Here is a 16,824-nt window from a genome sequence, read left to right as displayed (position 1 = left end):
GTCACGCGCCGCGCCGCCCGGCGGCGAAGTCCGCCGCCGTCCACGCCATCGCGACCGCGCCGTCCAGGACGGCGCGGTCCGCCTCGGGCGAGACGGCGGCCTCGGCGAACGCCGCCTCGTGCGGGGCGCAGGCGCCGCCGGTGATGTCCAGCACCGGGTGGATGGCGGGCAGCACGTGCGAGACGTTGCCCATGTCCGTGCAGGCGAACGGTCCGCTCTCGACCGGTTCCGGCCGGCCGAGCGCGGCGGCGTTGGCCCGCCAGAGCGCGAGCAGTGCGGCGTCGCCGCGGAAGTCCAGGTAGTCCGGCTCGGGCCGGCCCAGCTCGACCTCGCAGCCGGTGGCCAGCGCGCCTGCCCGGAAGCAGGCCTCGACCCGTTCGCGCAGCTCCGTGAGGTCCTCGGCGGCCGAGGTGCGGATCTCGTACTCGGCGGTCGCGGTGTCCGGGATCAGGTTGGGCGCCGTGCCGGCGGCGGTGGTGATCCCGTGCACCCGCCAGTGCGGCGGCAGTTGCTGGCGCAGCAGCCCGAGCGCGACCTGCGCGACGGTCAGCGCGTCGGCGGCGTTGCGCCCGTCGTGCGGGTTCAGGCTGGGGTGGGCGGCGCGGCCGGAGTAGCGGACCGAGAGGGTGCCGAGCGCGAAGGAGCGGAAGTCGGCGACCTCGACCGGGCAGGGGTGGACCATCATCGCCGCGTCCACGCCCGCGAAGGCGCCGGCGTCGAGCAGCAGCGCCTTTCCGGCGCCGCGCTCCTCGGCGGGCGCGCCGATCACCCGGACGGTGAGTCCGAGCCGGTCGGCGTACGGGGCGAGCCCGAGTGCGGCGCCCAGGCCGGCGGCGGCGATCAGGTTGTGGCCGCAGGCGTGGCCGAGCCCGGGGAGGGCGTCGTACTCGCAGACCACGGCGACGGTGACCGGTCCGGTCCCGAGCGTCGCGGTGAACGCGGTCTCCAGGCCGTGGGCGGGCGCGGTGACCGCGTACCCGTGGCCGCGCAGCAGCTCGGCGCACCAGGCGGCCGCGCGGTGTTCCCCGAACGCGGTCTCGGGGTGGGCGTGGATGCGGCGGCTGAGCGCGAGCAGCTCGTCCCGGTGGGCGAGGACGCGGTCGCGGACCGCGGCCTTGAGGTGCTCCGCGGCGCCGGGGTGCTCCGCGGCCTTGAGGTGCTCCACGCCCGCCTCGGGGCTCGCGTTCAGGGGGGACATCGGCGCCTCCGGGGCGTCAGGGCCCGCAGCTCTGCGGGCTGTTGACCAGACGATATGTAGATAGCTTAGGCTAACCTAAGTAGGCGTTCCGTTCGCCGGACCCGAGGAGCTCTCAGAACCATGCGTCGCCACCAGGCCGCGTCCGTCCCCGCCGCCGTCCCTGCCGACGACGTGCCGCTGCTCGCCACCCAGGCGGCGATCTGGTACGCCCAGGCGCTCGACCCCGGCAGCCCGGTCTACAACACCGGCGACGCCGTCGAGATCACCGGCCCGCTCGACACCGACCTCTTCGAGGGCGCCCTGCGCCAGGCCCTCGACGAGGCCGAGGCCCTCACCGCCGTCGTCACCACCGGCGAGGACGGCGCCCCGCGCCAGCGCCTGCACCCCGGCCGCCCCTGGCCGCTGCACCGGCTCGACCTGCGCGCCGCCGCGGACCCGGACGCCGAGGCCGAGGCCTGGATGCGCGCCGACCTCGCCCGCCCGGTCGACCTCGCCGAGGGCCCGCTCTTCACCCAGGCCCTGATCCGGCTCGCCGACGACCGCCACTGGTGGTACCAGCGCGTCCACCACCTCGCCGTCGACGCCTACGCGCTCACCCTGATCGGCGGGCGGGTCGCCGAGCTGTACACGGCGTACGCCGACGGCGAGCGGCCCGCCGGCCGCACCTTCGCCACCCCGGCCGAGGTCGCCGCCGAGGAGGCCGCCTACCGTGCGGGCGCCGACCACGCGGCCGACCGCGAGTTCTGGCGCGAGCGGCTCGCCGGGGCCCAGGCCCCCGCCACCCTGCCCGGCGCCCCGTCCACCGCCGCCGGACCCACCCGCGAGAGCACCTCGCTGCCCGCCGGGACGCTCGCGAGGTTCGAGCGCGCCGCCGGCGCCGCCCGTGCCACCTGGGCCGAGCTGGTCATCGCCGCCACCGCCGGCTATCTGCACCGCCTCGCCGACACCGAGGACGTCGTCCTCGGCCTGCCGCTCGCCAACCGCCGCGGCCCGGCCGCCCTGCGCACCCCGGTCGCCGCCGCCAACGTGCTGCCGCTGCGCCTCGCCGTCCGCCCGTGGGACACCGCCGCGGAACTGCTGCGCCGCGTCGTCCTGGAGGTCCGCGCCGTCCGCCGCCACCAGCGCTACCCGCTGGAGGAACTCCGCCGCGACCTCGCGCTCACCGGCGGGCGGAGCGCCCTGTTCGGCCCGATGGTCAACATCAAGGCCTTCGAACGCGACCTCGACCTGGCCGGACTGCCCGGCACGGTCCGCAACCTCGCCGCCGGCCCGGTCGACGACCTCGCCCTCGCCGTCTCGCCCGGCCCCGACGGCGCCCTGCGCATCGGTCTGGAGGCCCACCCGGACCGCCAGGACGCCCACTCGCTCGCCGCACACCGCGACGGCCTGCTCCGCTACCTCGACGGCCTCGCCGACCTGCTGCTCACCGACCCGCAGACGCCGATCGCCCGGATCGACCTGCTCGGCGCCGACGCGGTGCACCGCGCCACCGCCGGACGCGACGAGCCCGCCGTCACCGCCACCCTGCCCGCCCTCTTCGCCGCGCAGGCCGCCCGGACGCCCGGCGCCGTCGCCCTGCGCAGCGGCGGAACCACCCTGACCTTCGCCGGGCTGGACGCCGCGAGCAACCGCCTCGCGCACCACCTGGCCGCGCTCGGCGTCCACGACGGGACGCCCGTCGCGCTCGCCCTGCCGCGCAGCGCCGACACCGTGACCGCCATGCTCGCGGTGCTCAAGGCCGGCGGCGCCTGCCTCTCGCTCGACCTCGCGCACCCCCGGCAGCGGATCGCCGACATCCTGGACGACTCCCGGCCGGTCTGCGCCGTCGGCACCGCCGAGGCCCTCGCCGCCCTGCCCGGAGCCGGGACGCGGCCCGCGGTCGTGCTGGACGACCCGGCCGTGCGCGAGGCGATCGCCGCACTGCCGGGGGAGCGGGCCCTCCCCGAGCCGGACCCCGGCCGGACCGCCTACCTGCTGCACACCTCCGGCTCCACCGGCCGCCCCAAGGGCGTCGTGGTCACCCACGCCTCGCTCGCCAACCTGCACGCCGGCCACGGCGAGGACCACATCGCCCCCGCCGTCCGCCGCACCGGCCGCGAGCGGCTGCGCGTCGCCCACAGCGCGTCCTTCGCCTTCGACGCCTCCTGGGACCCGGTGCTCTGGATGGTCCACGGCCACGAACTGCACCTGCTCGACGACGACACCTACCGCGACCCGGCCGCGCTCGCCGGCTACGTCGACCGGGAGCGGATCGACTACCTCGACGTCACCCCCTCCTACCTCGAAGTCCTCCTCGCCGAAGGGCTGCTGGACGAGGACAGGCACCGCCCCGCACTGGTCGTGGTCGGCGGCGAGGCCACCCCGGACGCGCTCTGGCAGCGCCTCACCGCCGTCGAGGGCCTCACCCCGCTCAACCTCTACGGCCCCACCGAGACCACCGTCGACGCCTACTCCTGGACCCCCGGCCCGGACGGCGCCCCCGTCGGCCGGGTGGTCCGCGGCTCCCGCGCCTACGTCCTCGACGGCTCGCTGCGCCCCGCCCCCGACGGCGTGGCCGGCGAACTGTACGTGGCCGGCGCCTGCCTGGCCCGCGGCTACCTCGGCCGCCCCGACCTCACCGCCGAGCGCTTCCTCGCCGACCCGTTCGGCCCGCCCGGAGGCCGGATGTACCGCACCGGCGACCTCGCCCGCCGCCGCGCCGACGGCACCCTGGAGTTCCTCGGCCGCGCCGACGACCAGGTGAAGATCCGCGGCTTCCGGATCGAGCCCGGCGAGATCGCCGCCGTCCTCGGCCAACTCCCCTCCGTGGCCCAGGCCGTGGTGATCGCCCGGCCGGGACCGCACGGCCGGCGGTTGCTCGGCTACGCCGTCCCCGCGCCCGGCGCCGTCCTCGACCCGGACGCCCTGCGTGCCGCGCTCGCCGAGCGGCTGCCGGCGCACATGGTGCCCGCCGCCGTCCTCGTCCTGGACGAACTGCCGCGCACCGGCAACGACAAGCTCGACCACCGCGCCCTGCCCGAGCCGGCCGCCGGCGCGGCACCCGGGGGTGACGCCGCCGCGACCCCCCAGGAGGAGGTCGTCTGCGGGCTGTTCGCGGCCGTCCTCGGCCTGCCCGAGGCCCCCGGCCGGTCCGCCTCCTTCTTCGACCTCGGCGGCCACTCCCTGCTGGCCGGCCGCCTCGCCGCCCGGCTCCGCGACACCCTCGGTGCCGCCGTCGGGTTCGCCGACGTCTTCCGCCACCCCACCCCGGCCGCGCTCGCCGCCCTGCTGCGCGAGCGCTCGGCCCCCGAACCGCGCCCGGCCCTGCTGCCCGCCCCGCGCACCGAGCGGCTGCCGCTCTCGCCGGCCCAGCGCGGCCTCTGGTTCCTCCACCGGCTCGAAGGCCCCAGCCCCACCTACAACATCCCGCTGGCCCTCACCCTCACCGGACCGCTCGACCGCGAGGCCCTCGCACACGCGGTCACCGACCTGGCCGCCCGGCACGAGATCCTGCGCGCCCTCCACCGCGAGGACGCCGACGGCGAGCCGTACCAGCAGGTGCCGCCGCCCGCCGCCGTGCCACTCCACGGCGGGGGCCGGCTGGACGACGGGGAACCGTTGGCCCGGGCCGTCCGGTACGCGTTCGACCTCGCCGCCGAACCGCCCCTGCGGGCAACGCTGTTCACCGGGAAGGACGGCAGCCACACGCTGCTCCTGCTGCTCCACCACATCGCCGGCGACGGCGCCTCCACCACCCCGCTGGCCCGCGACCTGGCCGCCGCGTACTCCGCGCGCCTGGCCGGCCGCGCCCCCGAACTGCCGTTGCCGGAACTCCAGTTCGCCGACCACGTGGCCTGGCAGCGGCAGCTGCTCGGCACCGCCGGGGCGCCCAGCCCGCTCGCCGTCCGGCAGCTCGACCACTGGCGCAAGACCCTGGCCGGCCTGCCCGACCAGCTCGACCTGCCCACCGACCGCCCGCGCCCGGCCGTCGCCGGGCACCGGGGCGCCACCGTCCCGTTCGCCCTCGGCGCCGACGCCCACGCCGCCCTGGCCGCGCTCGCCCGCACCACCGGCACCAGCGTCTTCATGGCCGTCCAGGCCGGCCTCGCCGCGCTGCTCACCCGGCACGGCTGCGGCACCGACATCCCCGTCGGCACCCCCGTCGCCGGCCGGGACTCCGACGAAACCGCCTCCCTGGTCGGCTACTTCGTCAACTCGGTGGTCCTGCGCACCGACACCTCCGGCGACCCCGGCTTCCGCGAGCTGCTCGGCCGCGTCCGCACCGCCGTCCTCGGCGCCCACGACAACGCCGACCTGCCCTTCGACCGGCTGGTCGAGGAGCTCAACCCGCCGCGCTCGCTCGCCCGGCACCCGCTGTTCCAGGTCATGCTCGCCTGGCAGAGCGTCCCCGACGAGGAGTTCGCGCTCGGCGGCGGGCTCACCGCCCGGATCGCCGCCGTGCCGTCCGGCACCGCCAAGTTCGACCTCACCCTCAACGCGGGCGAACTGCGGGAAGGGGGCATCGCGGGCTTCCTGGAGTACCGCACCGACCTGTTCGACGCGGCCACGGTCGAGGCCCTCGCCGCCCGGCTCGCCCGGCTGCTCACCGCCGCCGCCACCGCGCCCGACACGCCGATCGGCCGGCTCCCGCTCATCAGCGCGCAGGAGCGCCACCGCGCCCTCGTCGAGTGGAACGGCGCCCCGGCCGCGGCCTCCGCCGCACCCGGCTCGGCTACGGAGGGCCCGGCCGTGGCGGGCCGCGCCCCCGCGACCGCGGCCCCCGGCGCCACGCTGCCCGAGCTGTTCGAGGCCGCCGCCCTCGCCAACCCCTCGTCGACGGCCGTGAGCTGCGACGGCGCCACCCTCGACTACGCCGGCCTCGCCGCCCGCGCCGACCGGCTGGCCCGCCTGCTGGCCGCCCGCGGAATCGGCCCCGGCACCATCGTCGCGCTCGCCCTGCCGCGCTCGCTCGAACTGGTCGTCGCGCTGCTCGCCGTCGCCAAGTCCGGCGCCGCCTACCTGCCGCTCGACCCGGACTACCCGGCCGACCGGCTCGCCTACATGCTGGCCGACGCAGCGCCCGCCGCACTGCTCACCGACACCGCCACCGCGCCCCGGCTGCCCGCCCACCAGGTGCCGCTGCTCCTGGTCGACGGACCGGAGGCGGCCGACCACCCCGCCACCCCGCTGGCCCAGCACGAACGCACCCGCCCGCTGCGCGCGGACGACGTCGCGTACGTCATCTACACCTCCGGCTCGACCGGCCGGCCCAAGGGCGTCCCCGTCACCCACCACAACGTGGTCCGCCTGTTCAGCGCCACCGACCACTGGTTCGGCTTCGGCGCGGACGACGTCTGGACGCTCTTCCACTCCTACGCCTTCGACTTCTCGGTCTGGGAGCTCTGGGGCGCCCTGCTGCACGGCGGCCGCCTGGTCGTCGTCCCGCACCTGGTCAGCCGCGACCCGGCGGCCTTCCTCGACCTGCTCGCCCGCGAGCGGGTCACCGTCCTCAACCAGACCCCGTCCGCCTTCTACCAGCTCAGCGCCGCCGACCGGGAACGCCCCGGCAGCGAACTCGCCCTGCGGTACGTGGTGTTCGGCGGCGAGGCACTCGAACTGGGCCGCCTCGACGACTGGTACGAGCGGCACGCCGAGGACGCGCCCACCCTGGTCAACATGTACGGGATCACCGAGACCACCGTGCACGTCTCCCACATCGCCCTCGACCGGGCGAGCGCCGCCGCGGGCACCAGCAGCACCATCGGCGTCAACATCCCCGACCTGCGGGTCTACGTCCTCGACCAGCACCTGGAGCCCGTACCGCCCGGCGTCACGGGCGAGATGTACGTGGCCGGCGCCGGCCTCGCCCGCGGCTACCTCGGGCGCCCCGCCCTCAGCGCCGAGCGCTTCGTCGCCGACCCCCACGCCGGACTGTTCGGCGAGAGCGGCACCCGGATGTACCGCTCCGGCGACCTCGCCCGCCGCCGCGCCGACGGCGTCCTGGAGTACTTCGGCCGCGCCGACCAGCAGGTCAAGATCCGCGGATTCCGGATCGAACTCGGCGAGGTCGAGGCCGTCCTGGCCGCCCACCCGGACGTCGCCGACGCCGCCGTGATCGTCCGCGAGGACGTGCCCGGCGACAAGCGGCTGGTCGGCTACGCGGTGCCGGCGCCGTCCACGGCCGACCTCACCGCCGAGCAACTGCGCGCCCACACCGCCGCCGGCCTGCCCGTCCACATGGTCCCGTCCGCCGTCGTCCTGCTGGAGAAGCTCCCGCTCACCGCCAACGGCAAGCTCGACCGCCGCGCCCTGCCCGCCCCCGACGCCCCGGCCGCCGGTGGCGGCCGGCCCCCGGCGAACCCCCGCGAGCAGCAGCTCTGCGAACTCTTCGCCGAGGTGCTCGGCCTGCCGGAGGTCGGCGTCGAGGACGACTTCTTCGCCCTCGGCGGGCACTCGCTGCTCGTCGTCCGCCTCGCCGGCCGGATCCGCGCCGTCCTCGGCCTGGAGGTCGGCATCGGCACGCTCTTCCAGGCGCCGACCGCGGCCGCACTGGACACCGCGCTCTCCGCCGGCGCCCCGGGCGCCGACGCGCTCGACGTCCTGCTGCCGCTGCGCCCGGCCGCCCCCGGCCGGCAGGCCCCGCTGTTCGCCGTCCACCCCGCCGGCGGCCTCAGCTGGTGCTACACCGGCCTGATCCGTCACCTCCCGGCCGACGTGCCGATCTACGGCCTCCAGGCCCAGGGCGTCGGCGCCGCCACGGCCGCCGAGCCGCTGCCGCGCACCCTGGAGGAGCTGGCCGCCCACTACGTCGGCCGGCTCCGCGAGGTCCAGCCGCAGGGCCCCTACCGCCTGCTCGGCTGGTCCACCGGCGGCATCATCGCCCACGCGATGGCCGTCCGCCTCCAGGAACTCGGCTGCGCCGTCGAGCTGTTGGCCGTCCTTGACGCCTACCCGGCGGAGGGGTTCCGCGACCTGCCGGTGCCCGACCAGGCGGAGGCCCTCGAAGCCCTGCTCACCATGGGCGGCTACGGCCCCGCTGACCTCGACGGCCGGCCGCTCGAACTCACCCACGTCACCGCACTGTTGCGCCGCGAGGGCAGCCCGCTGGCCGGCCTGGACGACGACACGGTCGAGGCGCTCAACCGGATCTACCTCAACACCAACCACCTGGTCCGTGGGTACGACCACCGCCGCTTCGACGGCGACGTGCTCTTCTTCCGGGCGACCGTCGACACCATCGACGAGACCCTGGTCCCCGAACTCTGGGCTCCCCACGTTGCCGGGCGGATCCACAACACCGACGTCGCCTGCTCCCACAAGGACATGACCCTGCCCGCCCCCGTCGAGCACATCGCGGGCGTGATCGCCGACCACCTCGCGGAGCTCTCGCGTGCCGCGGGCCCCGAGCGCCCTGAGACCCGTTCGAACCCCGCACACCCCGACGACCCCGCACACCCCGACGACCCCGGCCACCCCGACGACCCCGCACACCTGGAGAACGCCACCCATGAGTGACGCCCCCGCCAACCCCTTCGACGGTGACGGCGAGTTCCTCGCCCTCGTCAACGACCAGGGCCAGCACTCCCTCTGGCCGTCCTTCGCCGCCGTCCCGGACGGCTGGACCGTCGCCCACGGGCCGTGCGCCCGTGCCGTCGCACTGGACTGGATCACCGCCAACTGGACCGACCTGTGCCCGGTCCGGTGACCTCCACGGACGCGAACGCGCCCGCCGGCGCCGAGGTACCCGCGGCGCGCCCCCTGTTCGCGGGGCGCGTCGCGGTGGTCCTCGTCTACACGGCCGCGATGTGCATGAACGGCCTGGACTCGACCATCGTCAACCCGGCGCTCTTCACCATCGCCGAGGACTTCGGCCGGCCGGTCTCCGCGGCCAACGCGGTGGAGACCGCCTTCCTGGTCGGCCTCGCCGTCGGCCTCCCGGTGGCGGGCTGGCTGGGCGACCGGTTCGGGGTGAAGCGGGTCTTCCTCGGCTCGCTGGCCGCGTTCACGCTCGCCTCGGCCCTGTGCGCCGCCGCACCCGGCCTCGGCACGCTCGCCGCCGCCCGGGCCGTGCAGGGCGTGGCCGGAGGACTGCTCACCCCCGTCGGCATGACGCTGCTCTTCCGCGCCTTCGCGCCGCACGAGCGCGCCGGGCTGGGCAAGGTGCTGATCGTGCCGACCGCCCTGATGCCCGCCCTCGGGCCCCCGCTCGGCGGGTTCCTCACCGAACACCTCTCCTGGCACTGGCTGTTCCTGGTCAACGTGCCGATCGGGGTGGCGGCGGCGCTGACCGGCCTGGCCGGGCTGCGCGACGAGGGCGCGGAGACCGCCGGCCGGTTCGACACCGCGGGCTTCCTGCTCGCCACCCCCGGCCTCGGCCTGCTCACCTACGCACTCGGCTTCGGCCCGGCGCACGGCTGGTCCTCCCCGGCGGTGGCGGCCGGCGGAGTGCTCGGCGTGCTGCTGCTCGGCCTCGCGGTCCGGCACCAACTGCGCGCCGACGAACCGCTGGTGGACCTCCGGCTGCTGGCCGACCGGACCTTCGGAACCGCCACCTGGCTCGCCCTGCTGACCTCCGCCGGGCTGATGGGCGCCCTGTTCGTCTTCCCGCTGCTCCACCAGGCCGCCCTCGGCGCCTCGGCGCTGGACGCCGGGCTGAGCGTCTTCCCGGAGGCGCTCGGCCTGATGGCCGCCTCCCAGGTGGTCGACCGGCTGCTGCCGCGGATCGGCCCACGCGGCCTCGCCGTTCCCGCGCTGCTCCTCGCCGCGCTGGTGCTGGCAGCGCTGGCCGTCCCGGGCGTCGGCGAGAACGCGTGGGCGGTGAGGGCGTTGATGTTCGGCGTCGGCCTGATCCTCGGTACCGCCGTGCTCACCCTGCAGATCGCCGGCTTCGCCGACGTGCCGCCGCCGGCGATGGGGCGGGCGATGGGCCTGTTCACCATCGTGCGCACCCTCGGCGGGGCCCTGGGCATCGCCGCCACCGCCGCCCTGATCGGCGCGCTCGCCGAGGACGGCACGCACACCGCCGAGCCCGGCCCTTACCGCGCCGCGCTGCTCGTCACGGCGGGCGCGGTCGCGGCCGCAGCCCTGGTCGCGGCCCGCCTGCCGAAGGGGGTTCCGGCGCCGCCGGCCATGAACTGAGCCGTGCCGCACGATAGTTCGGACCGGAATCACCGGCATCCAGGGCCGTCGGGGTACTCACCCGGCGGCCCTCGGGGCAGTACAGTCCCCGTATGCGAAGCATCGAGACGCTTCTCACGGGGAACGGACAGGCCGACATCGCCGGGCTGCGCGAGGTCGACGCGGACGAACTCGCGCGGTACGTCGTGGACCGCGGGCACCCCTGGTGGCACCGCAGAGCGTGCGCGGTCGCGCTGGCCGGGCGGGTGCCGCAGCGGTGGGTGGCGGAGCTGCTCGCCCGCGTCGAGGACACCGGTGACGTGGCCGGGGTCCGCACCGCGCTCCTGGACCTCCTCGCCGACCGGGCGGAACTCCTGCCCTGGCTGTGGCACGAGGACCGGCGCCGCGACCGCTCGTTCGGCATGCCCGAGGCGATCCTCAAGGCCCGCGGAAGACTCGGGGACCTCACGGCCACGGAGGAGCTGGCCACCCTCGCGGCCAGCCCCTGGCCGCGCTGGCGGGAGGTCGGCGAAGCCGGGCTGGACGCGTTGACCGCCCGGTACGGGGCCGCGGTGGTCATGGCGGGCCTCGGCGACGCCCGGCCCGAGGACCGCGTCTTCCGGGTCCGCATGCGGCACCGCGCCGGCGAGGACGTGACCGATGCGCTCGCGGACCCGGACCGGGCGGTCGCGCACCTCGCCCAGTCGCTGCTGACCGACGCCGACCGGTTGCGCGGCCACCTCGGCGGGGCGCCGACGACCGAGGCCAAGCTCTGGGCGGCCTACGCCCTGCACCGCCTCACCGGCGACGCCGCCGAGACCCGGGCGGTCCACGAGTCGCTGGGGCGCCCCCGGGTCGAGGTCGCCGGTCTGGACGACGAACTCCGCCGGGCGATCGTGCACGAGTACGGGCACGGCTGTGAGCGGCAGAGCGATCCACGGTGGCGGATCGAGGCCCTCTGCACCGAGCCCCCGGTCCGCCTCGGACCGGACGGGCAGGACGAGCGGCTCCGGCGGGCAACGGCCGCGCTGACCGCGGCGGGCCTCGCACCGGAACCCCCGGTCCCGGCCGGCCGGCACAGCCACCAGGGGAAGGGCACCTACCACGTGATCGACTGCGCCGACGGAGAGCTGTTCATCAGCACCCTCGGACGGTTCGCCACCGGCGACGGCGACGACTGCACGGCCCGCCGGGCCCTCGAATCGGCCGGCTTCCGCTGGATCGACGAGGCCACCGGCTCGATCCGGGTCACCGGCCTCTTCGTCTACTACTTCGGCAGGCGCGAGCCCCTCACCGTCGAGACCCTGCTGTTCCACTGGCAGGACTAGGACGGGCCGTCGGCCGCGCCGCCCCGGTTCCTCGGCCGTGCCGGCCCGGGATGGTCCGTCACGCCGACCCGGGTCGGGCGGGCCGATGGCCGATCACATGTCAGGACCCCGGCAGGTCCTTCACCAGGCGGTGGTGGCCGGTCTCCCAGCGGTAGCCGAGGGCCGTGTTGACGGCGATCATCGGGAGGTTGCCGGCCTCGACCTCGGTGCGTGCGGTCCGCACACCGTGGGCGGCGAGGCGGTGGGCGGCGTGCAGTTTCAGCGCCCGCGCCAGTCCGCGGGACCGCCAGGGGCGCACGACGCCGGTGTAGTCGATGTGGCAGGTGAGCTGGTCGTCGGTGGCGCGGACGGCGTTGACGCCGACGATGCGCCCCGCGAACTCGGCGGTGAACACCCAGTCCGGGCGGCACCCGTCGCCGGCCACCACCTCGGCGTACCAACGGTCGAAGTCGGGCAGTGCGTCGACGAACCCCGGGTTGTCGTCGAGTGTCTCGCGATAGAGCTGGTACAGCTGGAGGGCCGGCCGGGGGGCCGAGGTGGCCGCGAGCGTGCCGAAGCGGATTCCCGGCGGCGGTGCGGCGGGCGGCAGCGCGCCCAGTCGGGCCGAGGCGCTGCGGACGTGTGCGTCGATCCGGTGGCCGCGGGCGACCAGCAGGCGGAGGAGGTCCGCCCTGTCGTCGGGCAGTTCCCCGAGCAGTCGGCGCGCACCCGCACCGCGGGCCCACTGCTCCAGTGCGTCCGCCAGGGGCAGGAGCCGCGCGGTCGCCAGGCCGGCCGAGCCGACGATCAGCGAGGCCACATCGCCGGGCGGCGTCCACGGCGCCCGCCAGGCGGTGGCGAAGGCGAGGAGCTCCCCGTCGGCCCCGGGGGTCACCAGCCGGATCCGCCCGTAGCCGGTGAGCAGCCCGCCGGACGTGCTGAAGAGGCTGCCGGAGGGGGGTAGCCGGGCGTCCTGGGCGCGGAGTTCCTCGGCTGTGACCGGCCGCGCCCCGGTGGCGGACAGCAGCCCGGCCAGCGGCGGGTAGTCGGTGGAGGGTTGGAACGGACGATAAGTCACAATGTGACATTGTACTAAGCTTCGTCGTGATCCCGCACGGGAACGGGGGATCCCGGGCGGGTGGCTTCCTGCGGGTGCCCCCGGGTGGCCCTGGGTGGCTCTGGGGTGATTCCGTGCGGGCGACCCCGGGGGTCCCGGGCGGGCGCCTCCCGGGGGTCTTCGGGGGTGCGCCGAAGCCGGTGGGCCCGGACCTGTCGTCACGGGCCTCAGGGGAGGTCGATCCGCTCGGTCCTGTTCGCCCCGATCACCTCGATCCCCCTGGTCCCGAGGATGCCGTCGAGCGGCAGGGAGACGGTGTACGGCGCGGTGGCGGGCAGTCCGACGCCGTGCAGCGAGCCGACGACCTCGATGCCCCAGTAGTCCGGTCGCTGGATGTAGACCAGCGGCGACAGGCGGACCGTCATGTTCAGGTAGGGCATGACCCCGTTGACGACGAGGATGAAGGTACCGGGGACGATCCCCGGGACGGCCTTCGCCTCGTCGAAGTCGATGATGCGCACGGACTCCGGCGCCGGCCGATCCGTGTAGTTCTCCGCCACGATCAGTCCTTTCGTCGCTGTGACGTCACCCGTCACCTCGTCGACGCAGGCTAGCTGACGATCGCCCACGAACCGTGTGTCCAACACGCCCGTGCCCGTTGGTGTGGTGGGGCCGGGCCCGAGCCCGGCCCCACCGCGCCGCCCCGGCCCTCACGCCCGTGCGGCTGTCTGCCGGCCGGTCCGGTCCCCGCCCCGGGGCGCACCCAGCAGGTGGGCCAGGCCGTCCGCCAGGCCGCCGCGCCAACAGGCGTAGTCGTGGCCGCCGTTGAACTCGCGGTACTCGACGTCGTAGCCGCGCGCGACCAGCACGTCCCGCAGGTGGCGGTTCTGCGGGAGCAGCATCCACTCCTGGAGTCCGACCTCCAGGTAGAACCGCGCCGCCCGTCGTTCCCCGGTCGCGAACTGGCGGGTCAGCCATTCGCTCCCGGCGTCGAACTCCGTCCCGTCCGGCCACCAGAACGAGCCCGACTGCGACAGCGCGCCGCCGAACCGCTCCGGCCGCCGGAACGCGGCGAACGCGGCCGTCAGTCCGCCGGCGCTCTGGCCGGCGATGACCGTGCGGTCGGGCGTGAGCGCCGTGCCGTACCCGGCAGAGGCCCAGGGCAGCAGCCGGTCGGCGAGGAAGTCCACGAAGCCGGGGTTGCAGCTCAGGTCGTCCGGGCGGCCAGGGCCCATGGTGTGGACGAGCAGGGCGACGGCCGGCGGGACCGCCCCGTCCGCCACGAGGTTGTCGAGGGTGTCGCCGACGGACAGCACCTCGCCCCACATCTCCCCGTCCAGCAGGACGAGCACCGGGTACGGTCCGCCGTCCGCGCGGTGCCCGGCGGGAAGGTGGACGTCCACCCGTCGGCCGTCGACCTCCGCCGCCACCGTCCGTCCGCGCGGTACGCCGTCGCGTCGCTCGGCGTACGGCTGCGCCGGGGCGTCGGGAAGCGCGAGGACGGAGGACGGGTGCCGGCCGTCGCGGGCGGGCAGTCGCGGGCCGTGGGCGAGCGGGTCGGGCCGGGCGCCGTCCAGGACCCGGAGCCAGTCGGCGCGCGCCGTGCCGGGGACGGTCCCGTGGACGGGGTACAGCTGGTACGAGGCCCGGTGGTCGGCGCGCAGCCGGTAGGTGAGCGACCAGCCTCCGGGCCGACGCTCCATCAAGTGCGGGGTGAGGTCGCCCGCGTGCCGGTCCTTGTCGGTCACGGTGTGCACCAGTGCGAGCACGCCGTCGCACGGGTCGTCCGGGTCGTCCCGGTGGACGAAGGTGACCAGCCGGTGGGCCGGGTCGTCCGGGTCGGGCTCGACCAGCGGCGCACCCTCCGCTGCCACCCGGTCCCAGAACCCGTCCTGGGACGGGCCGAGTTCACTCTGCATGTCGATGACTCCTCGAAGATCTAGGCGGGGTTGCCCTTGCGGCCGAGCAGGACCCAGAGCAGGAAGGGGCCGCCGAGGACGGTGGTGACGATGCCGACCGGGATCTCGACGCCGCCGATCAGCACCCGGCCGAGCGTGTCGGCGAGCACCACCAGCACCGCCCCGGCCAGCGCCGATCCGAGCACCGGCACCCGCGCGGGCCCGGCGAGGCGGCCGGCGATCACCGGGGCGGCGAGCGCCACGAAACCGACCGGTCCGCAGACCCCGACGGCGAGCCCGGCCAGCGCGACGGCCAGCAGCAGGCAGGCGAGGCGGACCCTGGCCGGGTCGACGCCCAGCGAGGACGCCACGTTGTCGTCGAACCGCAGCACCGCCAGCCGCCGGGCGACGACCAACGCCAACGGCACCAGCACCGCGAGCCCGATCAGCACCGGCGTGGCCACCGCGTAGTCGCGCCCGTTGAGCGAGCCGGAGGTCCAGACGAACAGCGATCCCGCCGAGTTGAGCGAACGCCGGGCCATCGCCACCTGGATGAGCGCCGAGGCGAGTGCCGACATGGCCAGGCCGACGACCAGGACCCGGTACCCGCGTGCGCCGAGGCCGCCGGAGACGAACGTGACCACCAGGACCGCCGCCAGCGCGCCGAGCGGCCCGGCCCACCAGGCGCCGAACGTGCCCGAGGCGGTGACGGAGAACAGGACGGCGGCCGTGGCGCCGTCGTTGACGCCGAGCAGTTCGGGAGTGGCGAGCCGGTTGCGGGCGAGCGTCTGGGTGAGGCAGCCGGCCAGGCCGAGCGCGGCGCCGGCGGCCAGGCCCGCGACGATCCGGCCGAGGCGGAACTTCTGCACCAGCAGCACGTCGAGCCGGTCGCCGTAGCCGAAGACGGCCTGGAAGGTGCGGCCCAGGCCGAGTTCGCTCTGCCCGGCGTGCGCGGAGACCACCACGGCGGCGAGCAGGGCGGCCACCAGGCCGAGCGCGGCCAGTGCGGACCGGCGGGGGAGCAGCAGGGAGAGCGCGCCGCGCCGCAGGACCAGGTCGGGCCCGGGGGCCCTGGCCTCCCCGTGCGCGGAGGAGGACCCGGTCGGCTCGGTGTCGGTCATGCCGAGCGCGGCCATCTTCCGGGAGCGGACGATGGCGATCAACGTGGGTGCGCCGACCAGGGCGACGATCACCGAGACCGGCGCCTCGAACGGCCGGGCCACCACACGGGCGAGGACGTCCGCGCCGGTCAGCACCGCTGCGCCGACCAGGCCGGCGAGCAGGGTGAGCCGCCCGACCCTGGGGCCGGCGACCGCGCGGGCGAGGAAGCCGGCCAGCAGGCCGAGGAAGGAGATCGGGCCGGCCAGTGCCACCGCCGAGGCGGTGAGCAGGGTGACGGCCGTGGCGACCGCCGCCCGCGTCGCGCCGGGGCGGTGGCCGAGGCCGCGGGCCAGGTCGTCGCCGAGCGCCAGTGCGGCGAGCGGGCGGGTGGTGAACGCGGCGACCAGGAAGCCCGCGCCGAGCACGGGGGCGAGCTGGCGCAGCGTCGTCCAGCCCTCGACCCCGGCCAGCGAGCCGAGCACCCAGACCCGGTACCGGTCGTACGCCTCGGGGGAGTTGACGATCAGAACGCCGGTCAGGCCGCCGAAGGTGGCGCCGACGGCCGAACCGCCGAGCACCAGCCGCATCGGCGAACCGCCGCCCCGGCTGCCGGCGATCAGCAGGACGAGGGCGCTGGCGAGTACGGCGCCGCCGAAGGCGAAGGCGAGGTAGCCGTAGGAGGTCTGGACACCGAGCACGGCGATGCCGACGACCACGCCGAGCGAGGCCCCCGCGTTGACCCCGAGCAGGCCCGTCTCGGCGAGCGGATTGCGGGTGACGCACTGGAGTTGGGCCCCGGCCACCCCGAGCGCGGCACCGACCAGGAGGGCGGTGAGGGTGCGGGGCAGGCGCAGGTCGCCCACGACCAGGGCGAGCCGGCCGTCGCTGCGGGCGCCGCCGCGGTCGAGCAGGTAGTCGAGCACCCGGGTCGGCCCGATCTCGCCGGCGCCGACGGACAGCGAGAGTGCGGTGAGCGCGAGCAGGGCCGCGACGATGCCGCCGACGGTGAGCCAGGTGGTGCGGCGGACCGGCGCGGGCGGCGGCGGGACCTCGGCGGCGGGGCCGGTGCGGGCCTGCTCGGAGGCACCCACTTGCGACAATGTCATAAGGTAAGGCTAACCTAATGGTCATTGCGGCTCGATGGCCGCCCGGGCCCGTGCCATACCA

9 protein-coding genes are annotated in these 16,824 nt (G+C 76.0%); 4 read left to right on the top strand and 5 right to left on the bottom strand.

Features of this window, described 5'->3' with window-relative positions:
• Position 1: 1 nt before the first annotated feature.
• On the bottom strand, positions 2-1,198 hold the full coding sequence (locus J5Y04_RS02250; RefSeq protein ID WP_209409662.1) for a M20 family metallopeptidase: 1,197 nt from the start codon (positions 1,196-1,198) through the stop codon (positions 2-4).
• Between the two features lie 120 nt (positions 1,199-1,318).
• Between J5Y04_RS02250 and J5Y04_RS02245 the strand changes: the two genes are divergently transcribed.
• From J5Y04_RS02245 to J5Y04_RS02230, 4 genes are all read left to right on the top strand, one after another.
• Complete coding sequence (locus J5Y04_RS02245) at positions 1,319-8,692, top strand: non-ribosomal peptide synthetase (RefSeq protein ID WP_209409653.1); 7,374 nt, start codon at positions 1,319-1,321, stop codon at positions 8,690-8,692.
• Positions 8,685-8,882 carry an MbtH family protein gene (locus J5Y04_RS02240; RefSeq protein ID WP_148641942.1) on the top strand — a complete coding sequence of 66 codons (198 nt, stop codon included), beginning with the start codon at positions 8,685-8,687 and terminating at the stop codon, positions 8,880-8,882. The genes J5Y04_RS02245 and J5Y04_RS02240 overlap by 8 nt, the downstream gene beginning before the upstream one ends.
• Positions 8,879-10,315 carry a DHA2 family efflux MFS transporter permease subunit gene (locus J5Y04_RS02235; RefSeq protein ID WP_374105934.1) on the top strand — a complete coding sequence of 479 codons (1,437 nt, stop codon included), beginning with the start codon at positions 8,879-8,881 and terminating at the stop codon, positions 10,313-10,315. The genes J5Y04_RS02240 and J5Y04_RS02235 overlap by 4 nt, the downstream gene beginning before the upstream one ends.
• Before the next feature lie 92 nt (positions 10,316-10,407).
• Complete coding sequence (locus J5Y04_RS02230) at positions 10,408-11,622, top strand: hypothetical protein (RefSeq protein ID WP_209409644.1); 1,215 nt, start codon at positions 10,408-10,410, stop codon at positions 11,620-11,622.
• 100 nt (positions 11,623-11,722) lie between these two features.
• Here J5Y04_RS02230 and J5Y04_RS43415 read toward each other — a convergent pair whose 3' ends face one another.
• From J5Y04_RS43415 to fhuB, 4 genes are all read right to left on the bottom strand, one after another.
• Positions 11,723-12,679, bottom strand: a complete 957-nt coding sequence (locus J5Y04_RS43415) for a GNAT family N-acetyltransferase (protein WP_209409642.1) — start codon at positions 12,677-12,679, stop codon at positions 11,723-11,725.
• A 206-nt stretch (positions 12,680-12,885) separates the two neighbouring features.
• Entirely contained in the window at positions 12,886-13,218 is a 333-nt protein-coding gene (locus J5Y04_RS02220; protein WP_209409640.1) for a hypothetical protein, read from the bottom strand.
• A gap of 150 nt (positions 13,219-13,368) precedes the next feature.
• A complete protein-coding gene (gene fes, locus J5Y04_RS02215) occupies positions 13,369-14,577 on the bottom strand; it encodes an enterochelin esterase (protein WP_209409631.1) in 1,209 nt (402 codons plus the stop codon).
• Between the two features lie 20 nt (positions 14,578-14,597).
• Positions 14,598-16,763: a Fe(3+)-hydroxamate ABC transporter permease FhuB gene (gene fhuB / locus J5Y04_RS02210; protein WP_209409628.1), complete on the bottom strand. Its 2,166-nt coding sequence runs from the start codon at positions 16,761-16,763 to the stop codon at positions 14,598-14,600.
• Positions 16,764-16,824: the final 61 nt, after the last annotated feature.

Source organism: Kitasatospora sp. RG8 (genome assembly GCF_017813315.1).
In the GTDB taxonomy this organism is placed as follows: domain Bacteria; phylum Actinomycetota; class Actinomycetes; order Streptomycetales; family Streptomycetaceae; genus Kitasatospora.
The sequence above is the reverse complement of the archived record's forward strand: the minus strand, read 5'-3'. Positions and strand labels throughout refer to the sequence as shown.

What these genes read in the sequence shown, in the direction of transcription:
- J5Y04_RS02230 (WP_209409644.1), top strand. Translation starts at nt 10,408, where the DNA reads ATGCGAAGCATCGAGACGCTTCTCACGGGGAACGGACAGGCCGACATC.
- J5Y04_RS02240 (WP_148641942.1), top strand. Translation starts at nt 8,685, where the DNA reads ATGAGTGACGCCCCCGCCAACCCCTTCGACGGTGACGGCGAGTTCCTC.
- J5Y04_RS02245 (WP_209409653.1), top strand. Translation starts at nt 1,319, where the DNA reads ATGCGTCGCCACCAGGCCGCGTCCGTCCCCGCCGCCGTCCCTGCCGAC.
- fes (WP_209409631.1), bottom strand. Translation starts at nt 14,577, where the DNA reads ATGCAGAGTGAACTCGGCCCGTCCCAGGACGGGTTCTGGGACCGGGTG.
- fhuB (WP_209409628.1), bottom strand. Translation starts at nt 16,763, where the DNA reads ATGACATTGTCGCAAGTGGGTGCCTCCGAGCAGGCCCGCACCGGCCCC.
- J5Y04_RS02250 (WP_209409662.1), bottom strand. Translation starts at nt 1,198, where the DNA reads ATGTCCCCCCTGAACGCGAGCCCCGAGGCGGGCGTGGAGCACCTCAAG.